At 35.9% G+C, this 19,160-nt stretch carries 21 protein-coding genes and 1 riboswitch; of the genes, 8 read left to right on the top strand and 13 right to left on the bottom strand.

Going from position 1 to position 19,160, the window contains the following annotated elements; translation table 11 throughout:
- Positions 1 to 139: 139 nt before the first annotated feature.
- The 6 genes from proB to WBM70_RS01735 all read right to left on the bottom strand — a co-directional run bounded on the left by proB (position 140) and on the right by WBM70_RS01735 (position 6,883).
- Positions 140 to 901: a glutamate 5-kinase gene (proB, locus tag WBM70_RS01760; RefSeq protein ID WP_424556801.1), complete on the bottom strand. Its 762-nt coding sequence runs from the start codon at positions 899 to 901 to the stop codon at positions 140 to 142.
- An 84-nt stretch (positions 902 to 985) separates the two neighbouring features.
- Positions 986 to 1,840 (bottom strand): RluA family pseudouridine synthase, encoded by an 855-nt coding sequence (locus WBM70_RS01755; RefSeq protein ID WP_424556800.1) that lies wholly within the window; start codon positions 1,838 to 1,840, stop codon positions 986 to 988.
- A 23-nt stretch (positions 1,841 to 1,863) separates the two neighbouring features.
- Positions 1,864 to 2,832 carry a hypothetical protein gene (locus WBM70_RS01750; RefSeq protein ID WP_424556799.1) on the bottom strand — a complete coding sequence of 323 codons (969 nt, stop codon included), beginning with the start codon at positions 2,830 to 2,832 and terminating at the stop codon, positions 1,864 to 1,866.
- Positions 2,833 to 2,913: 81 nt separating this feature from the next.
- Positions 2,914 to 5,730 carry a helicase-related protein gene (locus tag WBM70_RS01745; protein WP_424556798.1) on the bottom strand — a complete coding sequence of 939 codons (2,817 nt, stop codon included), beginning with the start codon at positions 5,728 to 5,730 and terminating at the stop codon, positions 2,914 to 2,916.
- Positions 5,731 to 5,811: 81 nt separating this feature from the next.
- Positions 5,812 to 6,129: a hypothetical protein gene (locus WBM70_RS01740; RefSeq protein ID WP_424556797.1), complete on the bottom strand. Its 318-nt coding sequence runs from the start codon at positions 6,127 to 6,129 to the stop codon at positions 5,812 to 5,814.
- A 133-nt stretch (positions 6,130 to 6,262) separates the two neighbouring features.
- The gene (locus tag WBM70_RS01735) at positions 6,263 to 6,883 is read right to left on the bottom strand and encodes a hypothetical protein (protein WP_424556796.1); all 621 of its coding nucleotides are present in this window, start codon (positions 6,881 to 6,883) and stop codon (positions 6,263 to 6,265) included.
- 137 nt (positions 6,884 to 7,020) lie between these two features.
- Between WBM70_RS01735 and WBM70_RS01730 the strand changes: the two genes are divergently transcribed.
- Complete coding sequence (locus tag WBM70_RS01730) at positions 7,021 to 7,494, top strand: DUF2202 domain-containing protein (RefSeq protein WP_424556795.1); 474 nt, start codon at positions 7,021 to 7,023, stop codon at positions 7,492 to 7,494.
- A 27-nt stretch (positions 7,495 to 7,521) separates the two neighbouring features.
- Here the strand turns inward: WBM70_RS01730 and WBM70_RS01725 are convergent, their stop codons facing one another.
- Together WBM70_RS01725 and WBM70_RS01720 are read right to left on the bottom strand one after the other, a co-directional pair.
- On the bottom strand, positions 7,522 to 8,436 hold the full coding sequence (locus WBM70_RS01725; protein WP_424556794.1) for a cation diffusion facilitator family transporter: 915 nt from the start codon (positions 8,434 to 8,436) through the stop codon (positions 7,522 to 7,524).
- Positions 8,437 to 8,445: 9 nt separating this feature from the next.
- Positions 8,446 to 8,820, bottom strand: coding sequence for an ankyrin repeat domain-containing protein (locus WBM70_RS01720; RefSeq protein WP_424556793.1), 375 nt, complete (start codon positions 8,818 to 8,820; stop codon positions 8,446 to 8,448).
- Between the two features lie 283 nt (positions 8,821 to 9,103).
- Between WBM70_RS01720 and WBM70_RS01715 the strand changes: the two genes are divergently transcribed.
- The 4 genes from WBM70_RS01715 (at position 9,104) to WBM70_RS01700 (ending at position 11,167) form a co-directional block, all read left to right on the top strand.
- Positions 9,104 to 10,423 carry a DEAD/DEAH box helicase gene (locus tag WBM70_RS01715; protein WP_424556792.1) on the top strand — a complete coding sequence of 440 codons (1,320 nt, stop codon included), beginning with the start codon at positions 9,104 to 9,106 and terminating at the stop codon, positions 10,421 to 10,423.
- Between the two features lie 3 nt (positions 10,424 to 10,426).
- Positions 10,427 to 10,747, top strand: coding sequence for a DUF6172 family protein (locus WBM70_RS01710; protein ID WP_424556791.1), 321 nt, complete (start codon positions 10,427 to 10,429; stop codon positions 10,745 to 10,747).
- A 50-nt stretch (positions 10,748 to 10,797) separates the two neighbouring features.
- Complete coding sequence (locus WBM70_RS01705) at positions 10,798 to 10,920, top strand: entericidin EcnAB (protein ID WP_424556790.1); 123 nt, start codon at positions 10,798 to 10,800, stop codon at positions 10,918 to 10,920.
- An 82-nt stretch (positions 10,921 to 11,002) separates the two neighbouring features.
- Entirely contained in the window at positions 11,003 to 11,167 is a 165-nt protein-coding gene (locus WBM70_RS01700; protein ID WP_424556789.1) for a hypothetical protein, read from the top strand.
- A 97-nt stretch (positions 11,168 to 11,264) separates the two neighbouring features.
- On the opposite strand, the gene WBM70_RS01695 is transcribed toward WBM70_RS01700, so the two are convergent.
- The 4 genes from WBM70_RS01695 to WBM70_RS01680 all read right to left on the bottom strand — a co-directional run bounded on the left by WBM70_RS01695 (position 11,265) and on the right by WBM70_RS01680 (position 15,237).
- Complete coding sequence (locus WBM70_RS01695; RefSeq protein WP_424556788.1) at positions 11,265 to 11,474, bottom strand: hypothetical protein; 210 nt, start codon at positions 11,472 to 11,474, stop codon at positions 11,265 to 11,267.
- Positions 11,475 to 11,565: 91 nt separating this feature from the next.
- Positions 11,566 to 11,784 carry a cold-shock protein gene (locus WBM70_RS01690; protein ID WP_373033139.1) on the bottom strand — a complete coding sequence of 73 codons (219 nt, stop codon included), beginning with the start codon at positions 11,782 to 11,784 and terminating at the stop codon, positions 11,566 to 11,568.
- A gap of 249 nt (positions 11,785 to 12,033) precedes the next feature.
- Positions 12,034 to 13,758 carry a hypothetical protein gene (locus WBM70_RS01685; RefSeq protein ID WP_424556787.1) on the bottom strand — a complete coding sequence of 575 codons (1,725 nt, stop codon included), beginning with the start codon at positions 13,756 to 13,758 and terminating at the stop codon, positions 12,034 to 12,036.
- A gap of 93 nt (positions 13,759 to 13,851) precedes the next feature.
- Positions 13,852 to 13,929, bottom strand: a riboswitch (cyclic di-GMP riboswitch).
- 162 nt (positions 13,930 to 14,091) lie between these two features.
- Positions 14,092 to 15,237: a type IV pilus twitching motility protein PilT gene (locus WBM70_RS01680; protein WP_424556786.1), complete on the bottom strand. Its 1,146-nt coding sequence runs from the start codon at positions 15,235 to 15,237 to the stop codon at positions 14,092 to 14,094.
- A gap of 134 nt (positions 15,238 to 15,371) precedes the next feature.
- Here WBM70_RS01680 and WBM70_RS01675 point away from each other — a divergent pair, with 134 nt between their 5' ends.
- Both WBM70_RS01675 and WBM70_RS01670 read left to right on the top strand, forming a co-directional pair.
- On the top strand, positions 15,372 to 15,794 hold the full coding sequence (locus tag WBM70_RS01675; RefSeq protein WP_424556785.1) for a hypothetical protein: 423 nt from the start codon (positions 15,372 to 15,374) through the stop codon (positions 15,792 to 15,794).
- 18 nt (positions 15,795 to 15,812) lie between these two features.
- Positions 15,813 to 17,261: an HD-GYP domain-containing protein gene (locus WBM70_RS01670; protein WP_424556784.1), complete on the top strand. Its 1,449-nt coding sequence runs from the start codon at positions 15,813 to 15,815 to the stop codon at positions 17,259 to 17,261.
- Positions 17,262 to 17,283: 22 nt separating this feature from the next.
- Here WBM70_RS01670 and WBM70_RS01665 read toward each other — a convergent pair whose 3' ends face one another.
- Positions 17,284 to 18,210, bottom strand: a complete 927-nt coding sequence (locus tag WBM70_RS01665) for a helix-turn-helix domain-containing protein (protein ID WP_424556783.1) — start codon at positions 18,208 to 18,210, stop codon at positions 17,284 to 17,286.
- 295 nt (positions 18,211 to 18,505) lie between these two features.
- Here WBM70_RS01665 and WBM70_RS01660 point away from each other — a divergent pair.
- On the top strand, positions 18,506 to 19,160 hold a 655-nt coding region (locus tag WBM70_RS01660; protein WP_424556782.1), incomplete at its 3' end, for a hypothetical protein.

The raw sequence follows: 19,160 nt of genomic DNA, 5'->3' as shown, positions 1-19,160 counted from the left end.
AGTGAGCTTTTAAATATGTTTGATGACATTATATCAAAATTGTGATTCTATTGAAACGTGGACAGAGTGACTTATCCCAGGTTATCATTTAAATGTTTAGGGTTGTTAAGGATAAGATCAGATCTTTTTTATGATCACTTTAATTTTTTGTGAAGAGTGTACCTTTATTGTGTATACCATCCATTATAAATTCATATGCCGTTGTCAGATCATAACCACTGCATAAAAACATCTTTTGATTTGTATCCATAAGAAATTGTGCAGCTTTTAATTTTGTAACGATGCCGCCTGTTGCAAATTGAGAGTTTGGAGTATGTTCCTGCTCTAGCTCTTCTTTTTCTATCTTAGTGACAATTTTTTTGATCTTTGCTTCTGGATTATCTCTGGGATTAGAATCATAATATCCATCAATATCACTTAAAACCACAAGCAGATCAGCGCCGGTATGATAAGTAATATGGGCAGACAGTTGGTCGTTGTCTCCAAAGAGTTGATCTGGAGTTGTTGAGATGTCATTTTCATTTACAATAGGTAAAATATCATTTCTCAATGTTCTTTCTATAATATCCTGGAAGATTTGTGTATGTACTCTTGAATCAAAATCTTCTTCAGTCAAAAGGATCTGTGAAATAGGAACATCATAAATATCAAACTTGTTTTTATAAGAACTCATAAGGATAGGCTGTCCAACAGAAGCTAAAACTTTTTTACTTGTAGGAACACTTCTGTTTAATTGAACTGCTGTATATCCCGCAGAGACTGCCCCAGATGACACAAGAATAACCTCATATTTTTTTCTGGCTTCAACAATCAAAGAGACTAGGTTTAACATCCTCTGTTTTGCAATACTTTTTGTATCTGTTAAGACGCTGCTTCCTACTTTAAACACTATTCGCTTCATATAATTCTTGCCTTTATAATTCTGTTGTTTCTATATAATAAAAAATCTATTTTATTGACATTATAGCAAAATTGATATTATTAGTTAAAAAAGAGCGTAAAACTCTCTAGGAGCGTCCACTTCAAATGACATAGATTTTTTCTTTACCGGGTGGACAATAGTCAGTTTCTTTGCATGCAGTCCCATCTTTTCACCTTTAGTCCCATAACGTTCATCACCGATGATACTATGTCCCAACCAGGCCAAGTGTGCGCGTATCTGATGCTGTCTTCCTGTTTCTATACTGACTTCCAACAAAGATCTTTCAGTGGTGGACTGTTTGACTAGATAATGCGTCACGGCACGTTTTGCCTCGGGATGTTTTCCTACATGCATACGGTACTCTCGTGCATCTGGTCTTAATGGCTGGTTGATGGTTCCCTTTTTTTCTTTTGGACACCCTTCGACTATGGCCAAGTAGATCTTCTCAGATACTCCCCATTTATCCATGACGGTTTCTCTCATCTCTTTAGAAGTAGCAAAAAGTAAAACACCGGAGGTATCTCTATCCAGTCTATGTACAGGCCACAGCTTGACTTGATTTTTTCCTCGTGAGAGTTGATTTCTCAGTATGGCAAGGGCATGTTGTTTGTTTTCCGTCGTGTTTCCGACCGATAACAGACCGGCAGGTTTATTGATAGCGATGATATCTTTATCTTGATAGAGGATCTCTAGTTTTTGTAAGGTCTGTGATTGTGTAGAAGCTTTTTTAACCACACCTACTTCCACTATATCACCTTCATTTAATGGATAATCATGCTTTGTGCTGATCTCACCATTTACAGCAACACTGGAACCTTGTAATCGTTGCTTAATAGTTTTTTTGGACCAACCGCTTAGATGTGCAAAAAGAAACTCCAGGAGCTTGCTTTTCTCTTTCACTGTGAATGTATCTGCCATAGGTCAGTACCTTTATATATTGATTATTTTTTTTGTTTTGCTTTGAGATATGCTTCTTCATATCTTTTGACCCATTGATTATATGCTTTTTGTTTTCTTTGTGCTTCAGCAAAATATTTATCTGCACAGGCATTTGCAGCAGAGGATACAGTCAAGCCTTTGAAGCCGCAAAAAGCATTTTTCATCCCCATGAATAGTAAAGTATCCGTATTACTGATATGGTTACAAGCATCTACAGCTTCAACAATAAATTGAGCGTTGCAATCCTTGGAAGAAGTCCCTTCTGTAAAATAGCATTTGTCATGGTTATCACATGCTTTTTTTAGCCAAGGCTCATCATCTGAGAAATCATTAGCTAGATCATATACATCCTGAAGTCCTTCTGCGCTGCAGCCATTTGGTTTTACAGCATAAGGGTACAAAGCCTCGGGAAAATTCTGGTTTATGGGCAAAACAATACCGTTTTGAGTCACGCCCCTTGCATTTTTATCACTTGCTTTTAAATCGAGTAAAGGCTCTTTTGGTTCTTTATTGATGTCATAGGTAAAACTACCTGGATCACAGGCATCATCTTCCCATAATTCATCAGTAATACGTGATATATCTTGAAATTGATAATACCCTGTTGTCAATAGCCAGCTATATGCATCGGTACCCAATATATTAGGAATATCTTGTTTAGAGGAACCAAATTTTTTATCAAGCCTATTATTCATGATATCTCGTGTAGCGATGATCATTTCATCAGGCATCATTATATCAGCAGTGTAAGTAAACATATTTTCTACCCAAGTATCGTCATAATCTGAAAAAAAGTTTTCAAATTTCTTGTAGAGGTTTTTTGATCTCTTTCTTGGTTTTTCCATTTGTCTGTTAGTTGTGTTTACATCTTGTTGTGATATATTTCTATCTATCATATGTGATAGGTCATACGCATATAGATGAGAAAAAAATGTGAAAAAAATTACAGTAAATATATTTAATTGTTTCATTTTACTCCTCTCTATCGCTATGATCCGTTCTGTTTTTAATTATAGCCTAATGTTAGAAATTAAAATATTTTTTCATGTTTTTTACCTTCGTCTACGGCCACGATAACCACCATGATTGGAAGAGCCTGAACCTCTTTTACTTTGACCATGGCATTGATCACAAATTGAAAACCTGTAAGAAAAGTCAAGTACCTTTCCACATCTTCGGCACTTTTTAGTGAAGTGTCCCTGTCTAAGAGAGTTTTCTATGAAATTGTTCAGTCTTACTCTGGCTGCTATAGCTTTGGCAGTATCTTCAAATATATCCGGGAACTTAAAGGAGAGCCATAAGTAGAGAGATATCTCTCTTACTCTGTCTTCAGCATTAAGCAGCATGTCATTGGTTTGTGCAAAAGCAGGAAGGTCTCGAGGAGGGATGTAGAGCACTTTTCCTCCTGCCTCTATCTGACGGATGTAACGATGAAAAACTGATTCTATGTACGGTGATGAGATACTCGCAGGTGCACAGGAGAGGAAAAAACGTGTTTTCAAGTCCAGAGTGTATTCACTGACTATTGCAGCTATCTCAAGCATAGAGTCAATATTTGCTGCCATAAAAGGTCCTTCAAACTCCATGTTGTCTGCAAAAAATTCCAAGATATCCAAAATGTTGTCAGTTTCAAGGATTTCACCTATGAGCATGACATGCTCTAAACTTGCCATGACTGAGACAGGCAGTTCGAGATCTGACAGGGGTGTATGAAAAACAGATGTGATGGTTGTCAGGGCATTTTCATCCAGAGCACCTACATACCCTTTTTCTTCAAAGCCATAACGTCCGGCACGTCCAGAGATCTGCAGTACTTCTGTAGGTAGAAGTTCACGTCTGCGTAAACCGTCAAACTTGTTGTCTTTGGAAAAGATCAGGGTTTTAATAGGAAGATTGAGTCCCATGGCTATTGCATCTGTTGCAACGAGTATTTGGCTTTCTCCTTCTCTAAAACGTCTAGCCTCTTCTCGTCTGACCTCAGGCGAGAGATTACCATATACAACAGAGACAGAGTACTTTTCACTAAGTTGTTGTTTCAAGGAGAGTACATCACGTCTTGAAAAGGCTACAATAGCTGTTTGAGGCTCTATACGCTTCATGGAAGTAGGCTCGGATAACATGACCAATTCATTTTTACGCTCAAAGTGGATGATTTCCAACTCTTCGCCTAAATAAGTACAAAGTTCTTTTACAGCTTTCAGAGCATTACTTGAACCTGTGAGTATCACTTTTTTTGCAGGTACACCCATAAGTGCATTTGCCCATGCCCATCCTCTGTCACGATCTGCAATCATTTGTATCTCATCTATGACACAGACATCGACATCAACTGCAGCATTCATCATCTCTATGGTAGAAGAGATGTGTGTAGACTCCTCATCTATGATCTCTTCTTCTCCGGTAATAAGAGAGGCAGCTACACCTTCTTTTTTAAGGTTTTCATACCCCTCAAGTGCGAGTAGTCGAAGAGGAGCCAGGTAGTAACCTGTAGGTGCCTCTTTTAATGTTTTAAGCGCTTGATAGGTTTTCCCTGAGTTGGTAGGCCCAACATGGAAAACTATTTTCCGTTTAAGTTCACGTGCAAGAGGAAAGAGGTTTTTAAAGTCACGAATCGTCTTGGCCAGCAACTCTTCACGTTTCTGTTTTTCAAGCAAAGGTTTGATGTATTCACCAAAATGAAAGAGGATACGTCTCTTACTCTTTTCTTTAAATTTCAAGACACCTGAAGAACGTATCTGAGGTTCTACAAAACGAACGATAAACTCATGAAGTTTCTCTTCTTCTATATCCAGTCTCTCACTTTCCTCTTTCATATCTTCAAGTACATCATTTATTGCTACTTTAAAGTGTGCAAGGAGGTCATCATTGACTCTATTTATATCTTCTTTTACAGGTGGTTCTTCACCTCTCCAAATGAGATTATAGATAAAAGGTTTTTCGTACGAAACGGAGGTGAGATAGAAGAGAGTAGTACCAAATAGATCATGATTCTTCTCTTTTTCAATAATGAAGTGATCCGTACTTTCAAATACTTCATATTTGTCACTGATCTGCGTTAATATGTTTTCAATGGTTTCAAATGCTATAGGAGCATGGTAGAGTAATGATTCAGGAGGCATGCTTTTGAGTGCAATATTTACCTCCTGTTCTGTTAAGTAGAAATCTTCAGAGTCTTTTATATGACGAAGAAACTCTTCAATTTCTGCAGTTTTTTTATTGATGGCCTCTTTTTTAGCTAATTGAAGTTTAGTCATAATCTCTTCATCATTCAAATGCCAAAGTTCATCCATGTTCAGAGTAGGAGTCGTACATAAAAGCAGTTTGTTAAAATCAAAGTTCTCTAAAGAAAAAGTAAAACTATGGTAAAACTCCATTTCATTAAGAGAATTAAACACTACTTCTAAAGATCTTTCGAGTGCATGAAGTTTAGTTTTCATGCGTAGGTAGGCAAGTTTATTGAGTACTTTTTCTTCCGTGATCTTAGTGCTTTTAACATCTATAAATGCTTCAAGAAGTAAATTCTCTTCATGTTTAGTATATGAGACATCACCTAAGAGTTGGAGAATTTTTTCTACTTTGTCTAAGGGACGTTTGTTATTTCCTGAATAAGGTATAGCCTTATAACTCTGTGTAAGGTAAGTGACTATCTTTTCTCTAGAGACGGCTTCACCTTCACTCCATATACGTCTAAGTGCACGTATCATCTCTTCTTTGGTATGTGAGGGAAGGGTGATCTCAAGCAGCATAATAAGCTCTATGAGTTTGTCTTCATCAAGTGTAGTGACACCTTCATCAAATGGAAGCCCATTAAAATAATTTCGTATTTTGTTGTTAAGTTTTATAAAGTATTTTTTCTTTTTCTTTGCCATAGTGTCTTTTTAATATATCCTACATAATACAGTAGAAAAATGTATTTAACTAAGTATAGCATGAAAAAGGAATCCTTACTCCTAATCTATGGTTAAAATATCAACCAATTCCACACCATCACACTCTTTTTTGATGCGCTTGTGTTTACGTGCATCTTCTTCTGCAAGTTCAAGCAAGTCTGCAAAATCGTTTTTGCTTACAGTGACTTCAAAGACTTCTTTTTGGGTTTTCAAAAAAACTGCTACTTCTTCTTTGTGTGAGAGTACGAGGTTTCTCAGTCCTTTGGCAAACTCACTCTTAATAGCCTTTTCTACTTTCTCATTAGCAAGTATCTCTGCTAAACTTAGTTCTTTACTTACATCATTTTTACACATCACTGTGTAACTTGCTTTTATCATACCTTCCACCTTCAGCTCCTTTTATAGTTATGGCCAATAGTAGTCTTTTTTTAAAAACTGTATAAAAAATATGTCAAATTGTCATCTTCTTACAACTAAATCCATAGAAAACACTGTATTCAAAGTGATTCTATTATTTTGATTTTGTTGCGTAATCCATGATCTTAGATACAAGGATCATTCCTTGAATACTCATATCCTCTTCCATTTCCAATCTTGATGGGAATATACCATTAAGTGCATCCAGTACATATTTAGCATCTTTTTTTGGAAGTTTTTTCAATGCTTTTTCTATTTTCAATGTTCTGTACATCTTGTCTCGCTTTTCTTTCGAGATATCAAAACGTACTTTTTTCGTTTGGATCTCATTGACTTGGTGACATGTTCCATAATATTGACTTGCTAAGAGTTTTCCTCCTGCAAGGATATTTCTACTATGAACTGCTTTTTGGTCCTTGTCCAAGGGAGGAACATTAGTGATAGTGGTTGTAGTGATATTTCCAAGTTTAGTCACTTTTATAAAAGAGAGTCCTTTATCACCTTTGATGATATTTCCTTTAGACTGACCTGTTGAACCTTTCAATGTATAGGTACCATTTGTGTCGTTTGAAACTATGGTAAATCTAACAGGATCACTTTTGAAAGTACCTTTTTCTGTAGCATAGGTAGTAAACTCACAAGCATACGTAGTCTGTTTTTTATCAGCAGCTACACCAAATACACTCAACAAAACAACCAAAAAAATATTTCTCATTCAATGCCTCCAAACACTATACATTATTCACTATTTATAATTCTACCATAATAGCCATATATCTGTCTTCATGCTTAATTCATACTTCTTTTTTATAATATGGATGTAAAAAGAAACGAATAAAAAGGATTTCTATTATGAGTATAAAACCAAATACAGCAACTATCTTGACAGAAGAGCAAAAAGATATGCTTTTTTTCATTTATCAGGAAGAAAAAGTAGCCAGAGATGTCTATATGACATTAGGTAAGATCTATTATAATGAAAATATAGTTGAATTGATCCGAAATGCAGAGCAGAGACACATTGATTCTGCACGAGAACTTTGTGAGACGTATGGTGTTGAAACATCACATGTAGATGAAGATATCGTAGGTGAATTTGAATCTCCAGTACTGCAAACCCTTTATGATGCATGTATAGAACAGGGTGGAAAATCACTACTTGATGCATTGGAAGTGGGTGAATTCATTGGTAATACAGAAATTGATGATCTTGAACATGCCTCTGTGGGTATGCCCAGTGATGTTGTATCTGTATATAGAAATCTTAAAGAAGGTGATCAAAACCATCTAAATGCTTTTCAAGCAGCAATATACAGAGCAGCATAAAGGAAGAAACCTTCCTTTATACTATCCCTAGAATCTATACTCATCACGATTTAGAACACAGTGGTAGTCATCCGCTTTGTTCTCTATTTGAATAGTCACATGTGCAATGTTGAAGTGATGATGAAGATGTTCCTGTATCTCCTGAATAAAATGATTGTAAATCAACGAATCTGAAGTTACAAGGTGTACTGTAAGGGCATTTTCAGTGGTACTGAGAGCCCAAATGTGAAGATCATGTAGGTCAGTGACATTGGTAAAATTGAGCAGATACTCTTTTACTTCACACACATCGATATTTTGAGGCACTGCATCTATAGAGAGGTCTATAGAGTCTCTGAGTAACTGCCATGTTCCCACTAAAATAGCGACTACAATAAAAAGACTAATAGCCGGATCAAGCCAGATCCAACCCGTTAACATTATGGCTATACCTGCAATAACAACACCTAACGAGATGGCTGCATCAGCTGCCATATGCAAATATGCTGCTCTTATGTTAAGATCATGTTTTTGACCTTTTACAAAGAGTAATGCTGTTAGCGTATTGATAACCACTCCAAAAGCAGCGACGATAATGATGATCACACCATCTACAGGTTCCGGAGAAGAGAGTCTTTCCACTGATTCCCATGCGATACCACCCATAGCTACGAGAAGTAAAACTGCAGAGAGTAAGGAAGCCATAATGGTTACTTTACGTAAACCATAGGTTCTTTTATGGGTAGGGTGCTTTGTCGCCAAATAGTTTGCACCCCATGCAAGCATAAGGCTCATAACATCACTTAGGTTATGTCCCGCATCAGCTATGAGTGCCAATGAATCAGCAAGCAATCCATAACTCACTTCAATGATAACAAAGATGACATTGAGAGCAATACCTATAGCAAAGGAACGGTTATAGTTGTTTATCTCATGGTGATGATGACTATGTGAATGTGACATAAATAGATGTTATTGGAAATATTTTACCATAGATTCACGACCAAATTTTTGAACAAGCAGTGCGGCTGTTCCTCCTCTTTCATTGGCAATTGTAACGTCAGCACCTTTTTCTATGAGAAAAGCACAAAGTTCTGGTTTATCATCCATAACTGCCTCCATAAGCGGAGTCCATCCTACCCCATCTACCTTATCAATGTCAGCACCTTGCTCCAAGAGATAAGCAACCATATCTCGTCTGTCCCTTCTAATGGCAATATGCAGCGGAGTCCATCCGTATCTGTTTTGAAGGTTCACGTCAGTCCCATTTTCGAACGCTTTCTTGAATGCTTCTAAGTCATTGTCATATACAATTTTTTCAAGTTTTTCAAACTGTTCATCTGCCATAGTAATCTCCTGAGTATTTGATAATTTTATATTGTATCAAATAAACTAATAATTATATATGGATATTTGCAAGTATTGGGTGTCATTAAAAGAAAAATTATAATTACTATAAAATTACGCTATAATAGTATACAATTTAAGCGTACATCGGTCAACGACTTCTATTTACCCTGACTATAGGGAAAAATGCCCTTGGGGCACTACAATAAAATTAAACAACTAACTTAGCCTAAGACCGACCTCATACTACAGATGGTAGGCTCGTTCATAAGGTATAAAACACATGTCATTTACAAACTTGGGGTTATCAGAACCTCTTTTAAAAGCTGTCAAAGAACAGGGCTATGATACGCCTACACCCATACAACAAAAAGCTATTCCTGTCGTTATAGAAGGAAAAGATGTATTGGCTGCCGCGCAAACCGGTACGGGTAAAACAGCAGGATTTACACTTCCTTTACTTGAGAGACTTTCTCAAAAACAACCGCATATGCAGAAAAAACAGATACGTGCTTTGGTACTCACACCTACACGTGAACTTGCAGCCCAAGTGGCTGAAAGCATAAAGACATATGGTAAACATGTGCCTTACACTTCTACTGTTATCTTCGGCGGGGTTGGTATTAACCCTCAACTGGCAACGATCCGTAAGGGTGTAGATATTGTTATCGCTACACCAGGAAGACTACTTGATATTGCAGGTCAGAAAGGCATTGATTTTTCTGCTCTTGAGTGTCTCATTTTGGATGAGGCTGACCGTATGCTTGACATGGGGTTTATCCATGACATCAAAAAGCTTATGAAACTCATGCCGCAAAAAAGGCAAACACTGCTTTTTTCCGCGACATTTTCCCCAGAGATAAAAACATTGGCATCAGGACTTCTCAAGAATCCTGTACTTGTAGAAGTAGCACGTCAAAACAAGACTGCTGATCAGATATCTCAAGTGGTTCACCTCGTAGATAAGGGGCGAAAGAGAGAATTACTTTCTCAGCTTATTAAGACAAAAGACTGGAGACAGGTTTTAGTCTTTACACGTACGAAACATGGTGCCAATAAGTTGACTAAGCAGCTTGAAGAGTATGGTATCTCTGCTGCTGCTATACACGGAAACAAAAGTCAGGGGGCTAGAACCAAAGCTTTGGCCTCGTTCAAGGCAAATGAAATTCGTGTACTTGTAGCCACTGACATCGCTGCAAGAGGTATAGATATAGATCTCCTTCCACATGTGGTAAACTATGAACTTCCAAATATACCTGAGGATTATGTCCACCGTATAGGTAGAACAGGTCGTGCAGGGCAGAGTGGTGAAGCCGTTTCACTTGTATGTATAGATGAGCATCAATTGCTTAAAGATATAGAAAAGTTCATCAAGTCTGACATTACAAAAGTGGATATTCCGGCATTCAGACCAGATCCAGATATCAAAGCTGAGCCAATTCAAAATGGTAGAGGAGGAGGAAAAGGTCGTAGCAATAGCAGCGGAAACTCACGTAGTAAACCTCGTAGCAATAGCTCTCATGCTAACAATGGTGGTAGCCGTGATGGTGCCAGAAGTAACAGTAGAAATAGAAATCGTAATAGAAACAGATCAGAAGGGTAAAAAATGAAAAAAATATTTAAACTTACAGATGAGAAAAAACACGAAGATCGTGTACTTGAAGCAGTAAAGCATGAGATTCGTAAGTATGTGAAACGAGAAAAGAAAAAGAAACTTCCAGATGCAAATATGACATATTGGGACTTTGATTGTAAAGTAGGGGCTACTTCAGATTCAGCAAAAGCAGTAGATTTTGATGCACTTATCAAGGAACTTGATGGAGTAAAAGCTACTGGCGCTACAGAGTGTTATGTTGAAATATTAGCAAAAATAGTAGATAAGCCTATTAAAGAAATAACTGTATCTAGTGAAGATGAAATTGAGTAATAACATACTCATGGACTTTCGATATAATTTTAAGAAAAAAGGATCATCGTATGAAAAAATCTTTGTTAGTTTTAATGGTTACTATATTTATAGGCATCAGTATGAATGGATGTGCAACTTGGCACGGAGTTAAAAAAGATGCAGACCGAACATGGGATGTTGTTACAGCATAATTACCTCTATACTACGTATTTCTTATATAGTATATTGTGTTTCAGGATAGACAATCATAGATACTTCGGAGGTACCTAACAGATGGCAAAAACAAATTATTCTTATGAAAAACGGGGTCGAGAACTCGAGAAACAGAAGAAACAAGAGGCAAAACGTCAGAAAAAACTAAATAAGAAAAATGATGATGTAGAAGAACCAGAAGTTAAGTCACCACCATCCTCAGATAATCCTATCGCGGAGGAGTAGTAAAAAAAGTTTTTTTCATAATTGACAGTATGTTTTAATGGAAGAGTGGAGTTTTAAAATATATATGGCAGAGTCTTATATGACTCTGTTGGATCTTTTATAGATTGGTAGATTTATCTTCTATAATTCTGAGGTTGAGCCAAGATGGCGGGTGATAGAAATTAAGTTCACTTTGATTCGAATCTCCTCTTTCACTATTACGAGTATGTAATATGTTATTGATCAGAGAGTATTGCAACCCTGTGATACTACTGATAAGATTTTTACCTTCATGTAACGCTTCAAAAACAGCTTCTTTACTTTTCATACGTTTCCTTTAAGCAATTCATAAAAAGACCTATTAGTCTCTTTAAAAAATTATTTAAGTGATGGACAGATTTTTCTGTCCATCTCTGGTCTTAAAGACCAGTAACGTTTTCAGCTTGTAAGCCTTTTTCGCCTTTACCGATCTCAAAAGTTACCTTTTGACCATCATTAAGGGAAACACGGTCATAACCGTTATTGTTAATTTGACGATAGTGTACGAATACATCATCTCCGCCTTGTTCTTGTTCGATAAAACCGAAACCTTTTTCACTGTTGAACCATTTTACTGTTCCGTTTACTAATGTTGCCATTGTTATTCCTTTGGTTGTGTTTACACATCATTGCTGAAGTGCTTAAAATATAAAGTGGAGTGTTCTCATGGAGGATAATACTGGAAACATAAGGTTATCAATAAAAGTCAAGCCAAAGATGAAACTCTAAATCATCTTTCAATATTATTATTATAGCTGAATATTTTAATAATAGCAAATAATAATATATCTTATGAAAAAGTTATGGATAATTGGTGGGTGGGGGGAGAGGTTTTCCCCCACAATTTTTTAAGGAAGAACGATCGATGCTATATCTGTTGAGATATCCTCAAAACGAAGTTTTGCATTCTCATCAAGCACTTTCATCAGTGCAACCTCTGTTAAATTTTGATCCTTGTATAGATCTTGCATGAAACCATATGAGACAGTTTGGTATTTAAGTGTAACAGAGATTGTATATTCACCTTCTGGCAAATTATCTACTTCATAATTGACAGTATCACTTCCCCCAATAAAGTCGTCATCATCAATGGCTTCTCCATAGGCTTGTGCACTATCCGGAGTAGTATTCTTGTAGCCTTCTGGTAAGATACGGTTATCCTTGAGGTATCTAGACGCATTTAAGAAGGTATATGTTAGATCTCCATCTGTATCTGCCATGATCGCTTCATAGACTTGAACTTCTGTAGTATCATCTATCGACTCATGGTGCTCTGCGTATCCAGTAGTATCATCTACACCAATGATTTGATTATTATTAAATGCACCTGATTCAAAGACAGTTTGATCTGTCAAGTTGCTTACTTTTACATGCAACCAGGCACGACGTATTGGAATACTGGTAGGGAATTTATGACCACTGTGGTTTGTAACTTTAACAGAAAATTCCAGTGTATTATTTTCAAAGTTTGTATTGGTAATATTTACATCAGCAGCAGCCTTGAGAAAATCTCTCGTATTTGAAATACTTTCATCAAATGTAGCTGAATCTACTAAAGAACCTAATTTCTTACTATTGTTTTTTATTATGTCGAGCATATAAGTATTTGCACCAAGGAATTTATGTTGATAGAATGGTGTTCTCTCGCCTGCATTTCCTGTAGTAGAAATAATAACACTCCCTTGAGATCTTGGCATATGACATTCTTGACAGCTTTTTGTTGCATTAAAGTCACTGTGTTCCCACTCAGTATAGACAGCCTGTTCAGGGAAAATTTTATCGCTTAGATTTCCTTGAGCATCTATCACTGGCGTGTCTAGATTATGGCATGTAGAACAGAGTTTTGAGTCGTTCATATGATCACTGTATGTTGGTGTAAAGTCAACGTTGTTGAGCATAGGTCCTGTTTTAGGTGAGGTATATGGTCCATAGGTCACACGATCGGCACCAAAGTTTTCAGCGATGACAAATGCACCAGAAGTTCCTTCGGTTGTACCCAATTGCGGGGTATTCTCTATCTGGTGACATAAAGTACAACTCACTCCCTCTTTAGCAGCATTATAATACATACTATTTGGATCAGTAAAACTATCTTCTCCAAACATTGTCGGTGTGATACCAGCAAAATCGGCTTCAACATTGGCCATTGGCATATGACAACGGCTACATTTGTCTTCAATCACTTCTTTAAAATTTGGATTACGTTGTACTTCACTGGCTACTTTTGCCAAATAGAGAGGGTCAATAGCTGCATGATCCATCATAGTACCTTTCCATGCTTGAACAATAGAAACATCTTGACCATTACTCGTATCCGTGATACCATCATGACACTGTGCACAGTTTTGTGAGCCACTGAAATGAGTTGATTTGAAAGAAGAATCATGAGGAGTTGTATCTTCAAAATCATCGAGTGTAAGGTTGCTATCTATGGAAGTATTATCATCTGGTGGAGTAGTCTCACTTATAGGAGGAGTACTACCATCTACAGTACTAGAACTACCGCCACCACATCCAACAAACATTAGTCCAGCTAAAACCATAAAAAAATACGCTATTTTTTTTGTATACATTAATCCTACCCTTTAATTAAATTGTATTGTTAAAAGTAATACCAGTAAAAGATATATTTGGAAAAGAAGGAGATATAAGATGCAAACAACATATTTGGCAACTTGGCAATCTAATTTTTCAGACCCATAGCTTTCCGTCCTTACTTCACAGTAAGTTTGGCAACAACAATATTAGTATATTGTAACAATATATTTGTGAATTAAGTGTGAATTATGTGTGAATTTTGTATTTTTTAGTAGTGATTGATGTAATCATAAATTAAGAAACAAAATAATTTGATAAATTTGATTAAAAGAATGTATACATGGAGTTAAAACGCCATGTATGTTTGATTATGAATCTTCTTTAAGTTGAGGAGCTTCGTTTATTTTATCTGCATGAAATTTCTTTTCATATTCATTGCTTACCGTAAACATTAACTTGAGATCAGCTGGACTGGTTGCATATTGATATGCCTGTTCTTCAGTGATCTTTTCTGCCAGTGTAAGATCGAAAAGAGCTTGATTAAATGTAATTGATTCAAACGAAGTATTTTCTTTTGCCATGGCATCCGGGATCTCATTATCACGTTTACTACGAATGAGTTCCTGAATTTGAGGGCTTCTGTACATTATTTCTACGGCAGGTACCATATCACCAGATATCCCTTTGATCAAACGTTGAGAAATGACGGCTTCCAGTGTAGCAGCAAGTGATGCACGAATACGGTTTTGCTCACTGCTAGGGAATATAGCGATAAGTCTGTCAATGGTTTCACGCGCATCTAATGTATGTACAGTAGAGAAAACAAGGTGACCGGTATTTACAGCACGTAAAATACTTTCAGCAGTGTCAAGATCACGTATCTCACCTACAACGATGATATCCGGATCTTCACGCATTGCTGCACGAAGTGCCTGCGCAAAACTATTTGTATGTGTACCCACTTCACGTTGTTCAACTATAGACTTCGCATCATTATGGACATACTCTATAGGATCTTCAATAGTAATAATATGGTGATTATGTTTTTGATTTATCTCCTCAAGTATAGTTGCAAGAGTTGTAGACTTTCCACTTCCCGTTGTACCGGTGATAAGTATCAGTCCTCTACGTAGATTTGTAAGTTTATGTAGTGATGTCGGAAGATTCAACTCTTCAATCGTTTTGATATTGGAAGGAATAAGACGAAATGCTATAGCATATCCATTAAGATGCATATAGATATTCACCCTAAAACGGTAATTTTCATCAAGTGCATAGCTGCCATCAAACTCTTTAGTCGTTTTAAAGTCCTGATAGTTATCACCCGTTAATATTTGTACAAGTAACTCCATGGTTTTCGCATCTATTCTCTCTTTTGATATGAGAACTATTTCACTTTTTATACGCGCACGAATCTGGCTGTCACTTTTAATATGAAGGTCAGCCCCATCTGCTTCAATGAGCATCGTAAGCCAATCATTTAATTTCTCTTCTAAACTTAGTGTTAAAGACATATTCTCTCCCATTTCTTTTATCTATTTATAATATACTACAGCTTATCACCTTATATTATAGCTAAAGATGCAAAAAACACATAAAACAATGAATCAATGGTAAAATATTATTTGATGAATACAAAAGGACCTAAATGACGATAATGAAATATATACTTTTTGCACTACTATTATTTGGTTTATGGGTTACTGAACCTTTATGGCTGAAGAGCAATACAAATCAGACTTCATCACCTATAAAGACTCAAATTACAGAGCAAGAGAGACAAAGAGCTGAATTGATTGCTTCTGAAGCTGCAAGATTAAAAGAGTTAGAAACAAAGTTTGGTCCAAAGCCATATGGTAAATACAGTACAGGTGTTCCTGCTTCAATATATCAATATTGGGAAAGAACTCTTAAATACCCTGACTCTCTTGAAGAAGAGAGATGCCGTCCTATCCGTGCAGGCGATAAAGGCTGGACAACAGTATGCAGATATAGAGTAAAAAACAGCTCTGGATCTTTGCAATTGATGCAGGATACTTTTATTATCAAAGATGGTGTGGCGTATAAATAATATTTTGAAGGAATAAACATGCAGTATAAAGTCAGTGATCTGTTGAATATAAAAGTTCGTCTTTTTTTGGTTGGGATATCTTTATTTTCATTACTTTTTCTACAGAGTTACTGTACAAATATCTGTCCATTTATTGATGGACTTAAACAAGATCAGCTTCTAAGAAATCTAGGATTTGTTTTTATTTTGCATCTACTGTACAGAGAGCTCTTATATTTTGGATTTGGAAATCCATGGAAGAATTTTTCTCTTCCCCGACAGGCTTACTTTTTATCTATGATATCTTGGTTTCTAGCCGGGATAAGCGCTTTTATTTTGCATTTTATTCTTTACCCTGATTTTCCCATGGGGAGTCATCTCAAGCTCTTTAGTTCTTATGTTATTTTGGGTGCTGGTGTTTTGTCTCAGATTGAATACATACTGTTTGAATCAAATTATAAAAAAATTGCAATTGAGAAAAACTATACCATTTTTAATGAAAAACTCTCTGGGCGGATTCTTGAGACATTTTTAATTTTTACTCTGGCACCGCTAATTACTTTACTCTTAATTGTTGGACGGTATAGCTTTGAAGGCATTATAGATAAACATGTGTCGATGGAGATACTCTACATGGGAGCTGTGATGTTAGTTGCAGCAATCACTTTAGCAATCGTTTTTAGAAATGTGTTAAAACATGACACGAAGATCATTATTGAAAACCTACAAAATATTGAAGAGGGGAACTATAAAACAGTACAAACGATCAATAGGCCTGACGAGCTTGGTGAGATCTCTCATAGTATAAAAGATATGGCATATTCCATAGATGAGGGGATAGAGCAGATCGAATCTTTAAATGAGGAGATCATTAATACGCAAAAAGAGATCATATATACTATGGGCGAGATTGCTGAGACTCGAAGTAAAGAGACAGGCAATCATGTGAAAAGGGTGGCTGAGTACTCTAAGATCTTGGCACTTAAATCAGGATTAAGCGAAGAAGAATCTGAAATGTTGAAATTAGCTTCGCCGATGCATGATATAGGAAAAGTAGGCATACCCGACAATATTTTAAATAAACCTGGAAAATTAACTGAAGATGAATTTGAGATAATGAAAACACATACATCATTAGGTTATGAGATGTTAAAACATTCAAATAAAAAGATTCTTCAAGCAGCAGCAATAGTCTCTAAAGAGCATCATGAAAAGTATAATGGGAAAGGATATCCTATGGGGTTAAAAGCTGATGATATTCATATATATGCGAGAATAACGGCAATAGCAGATGTTTTTGACGCACTCGGAAGTAATAGAGTGTATAAAAGAAAATGGGATGATAAAGATATTTTTCAATTCTTAAAAGGGGAAAGAGGGGAGCATTTCGATCCCGAACTCATCGATATATTTTTTGAAAACCTTGATGAGATATTAGCGTTTCGGGATGCACATCAAGATAAATTAACAAACAGTGTTGTCATGTAATCTCGGTATATGAGTTAAGTCCTTAATTGTCATCTTCAGGACACTCCTGCTTCTGAAATATCATCTTTAAAACATCTTCGTTGAGCAGTACTTCTGAAAGTGTTGCACGATGAGATGAAATATGGCCTTCCTTAACATGCACGTCTTTAAGGTACTTCAGCTTAAGTCTGCTTATCAGTTTTCTACCATCATCTAGAATGGTTAATGCACCGACATCAAAGATGGTATTCTGATTGGCAATAAGATGAGCATAATATCGTAAGAAAAGTAATGAAGCACTTTTTTCATTTGACGCAAAAAAGGACAAGATATAATTACAGCCTTTCTCTTCAAAAGTAGCAAAATCTTCAGTTGCAATATCTTGTTCCTCCATCTGAAAATTTAAGAGTTTCTCAAACACTTCAGGTTTTAACCGTAGGACAAAGAGCATACCAAAAAACTGACCTTGGTATTCGCTGACCAAAAAGAGATTGCTTGGATGAAGCGCCCATGTCTTAAAGTGTTCTTCTTTTAACATCGAAAAGTTGTTGGTGAGTTCTTTATCTAGTGCATGGGGCATGATTAAGACTTGATCAATATTCTCAGTTTGTCTGACATGTATGATTTTCATATCATCAACCTGAATAACATTAGACAGAAGGTTTAATACAAGTCTTTTGCTGTTACCCAGCAGATTATGCACACCGATCCTACAGATGGAGTTCTCTATCTCTTCATGTTCCAGCTCTTCAAAACATGGGAATACCATAGTGTTATAATTCTGAAAAACTTTAATGATACTGACTTGTCTTGATAGACTAGGTTGTGTAGCACCACGTTCCCATCTACTCAGGGTACTAGTATTCAAGCCTCCAAACTCATCATCAGTGTTATAGAGTTCTTGCACAAGTTGCTCTTGAGTTAGATTATATCGTTCACGGCATGACTTAAGATACTCATTAAATTGCAAGTACTTTCCTTATTTGAATATACAGAAGTATAGCAGAGATATAGTTTGAATTATAGGTGGTCATTTTAAAAAATATTTTATTTTAAATATGCTCTTATAATCGTTTAATAATTCATCTATACTTGTTACATCTTAAATATAAAAGTTGCTAATGAAACAATCTTTACTGTTTATTGGAATATCTAGTTCAGTGAGGTATTTAAAGTAGGTATTGGTGCAGCATCTGATTAATTGTTGAAATAAATAGCATGGATATAGATATTGCATTATCTAATTTATAAAAGAGGAGTTTAGAATGAGTAAATTACATAGAACAATAAATGAGACAATTGAAATTGGAAAAAATTATTCACATTTAACAGTTCAAGATATACAAAAGCATATTGAAAATGAAATAGAAGTAGAAAAATATCTAATGTGTTTAACGGTAAGACTTAATACCTTAGTAGATAAAAAAAGTTCTCTTATGGGTTTAACTGAAAATATTCAACTAGAATTAAAAGAAAAATCTTCCTCCTTAAATAACTTTTCTGAAATACAGGGATCTATCAATGAATTCGATGATTTCTTTGAATTGGAGCTCAGTAAGTATAATGAAATGCAGGAGAGATTTATCATCATATATAATGAGTATGAAAAAAATTTAAAAAAAATACGGGAGAAGTTTGTAGAAACGTGCAAAGATATTAAAAATATTTATTTTAATTCCAGAATGCACTTCAATTTATATAGTTGTTGTCGTGACATTAATGAAGTAGAGAATTATACAGATGAAGAATTATCCTTTTTGGTTAAAGGTATTGTCATTGGTGAAGTATATTGGATGAAGGGTGAATCAGGTGGAGCAGGTTCTGTTACAAGTACATTTGCGATAGCATATGCACTTGAATTCCGAAACAAAGAACTTGCCGAAGAAACAAAGAGATGGGTGGAGAAATTTGGGTATTACA

The sequence above is a fragment of the Sulfurovum sp. genome (assembly GCF_049668085.1).
Lineage (GTDB): Bacteria > Campylobacterota > Campylobacteria > Campylobacterales > Sulfurovaceae > Sulfurovum.
Note: the sequence above shows the minus strand (reverse complement) of the source record. Positions and strands in the feature narration are given on the sequence as shown.

Coding starts and splice junctions, on each gene's coding strand:
- proB (WP_424556801.1), bottom strand. CDS start 901: ATGAAGCGAATAGTGTTTAAAGTAGGAAGCAGCGTCTTAACAGATACA.
- WBM70_RS01700 (WP_424556789.1), top strand. CDS start 11,003: ATGGCAAAAACAAATTATTCTTATGAAAAACGGGGTCGAGAACTCGAG.
- WBM70_RS01755 (WP_424556800.1), bottom strand. CDS start 1,840: ATGGCAGATACATTCACAGTGAAAGAGAAAAGCAAGCTCCTGGAGTTT.
- WBM70_RS01680 (WP_424556786.1), bottom strand. CDS start 15,237: ATGTCTTTAACACTAAGTTTAGAAGAGAAATTAAATGATTGGCTTACG.
- WBM70_RS01725 (WP_424556794.1), bottom strand. CDS start 8,436: ATGTCACATTCACATAGTCATCATCACCATGAGATAAACAACTATAAC.
- WBM70_RS01730 (WP_424556795.1), top strand. CDS start 7,021: ATGAGTATAAAACCAAATACAGCAACTATCTTGACAGAAGAGCAAAAA.
- WBM70_RS01690 (WP_373033139.1), bottom strand. CDS start 11,784: ATGGCAACATTAGTAAACGGAACAGTAAAATGGTTCAACAGTGAAAAA.
- WBM70_RS01750 (WP_424556799.1), bottom strand. CDS start 2,832: ATGAAACAATTAAATATATTTACTGTAATTTTTTTCACATTTTTTTCT.
- WBM70_RS01670 (WP_424556784.1), top strand. CDS start 15,813: ATGCAGTATAAAGTCAGTGATCTGTTGAATATAAAAGTTCGTCTTTTT.
- WBM70_RS01735 (WP_424556796.1), bottom strand. CDS start 6,883: ATGAGAAATATTTTTTTGGTTGTTTTGTTGAGTGTATTTGGTGTAGCT.
- WBM70_RS01745 (WP_424556798.1), bottom strand. CDS start 5,730: ATGGCAAAGAAAAAGAAAAAATACTTTATAAAACTTAACAACAAAATA.
- WBM70_RS01720 (WP_424556793.1), bottom strand. CDS start 8,820: ATGGCAGATGAACAGTTTGAAAAACTTGAAAAAATTGTATATGACAAT.
- WBM70_RS01705 (WP_424556790.1), top strand. CDS start 10,798: ATGAAAAAATCTTTGTTAGTTTTAATGGTTACTATATTTATAGGCATC.
- WBM70_RS01715 (WP_424556792.1), top strand. CDS start 9,104: ATGTCATTTACAAACTTGGGGTTATCAGAACCTCTTTTAAAAGCTGTC.
- WBM70_RS01675 (WP_424556785.1), top strand. CDS start 15,372: ATGACGATAATGAAATATATACTTTTTGCACTACTATTATTTGGTTTA.
- WBM70_RS01685 (WP_424556787.1), bottom strand. CDS start 13,758: ATGTATACAAAAAAAATAGCGTATTTTTTTATGGTTTTAGCTGGACTA.
- WBM70_RS01740 (WP_424556797.1), bottom strand. CDS start 6,129: ATGATAAAAGCAAGTTACACAGTGATGTGTAAAAATGATGTAAGTAAA.
- WBM70_RS01710 (WP_424556791.1), top strand. CDS start 10,427: ATGAAAAAAATATTTAAACTTACAGATGAGAAAAAACACGAAGATCGT.
- WBM70_RS01695 (WP_424556788.1), bottom strand. CDS start 11,474: ATGAAAAGTAAAGAAGCTGTTTTTGAAGCGTTACATGAAGGTAAAAAT.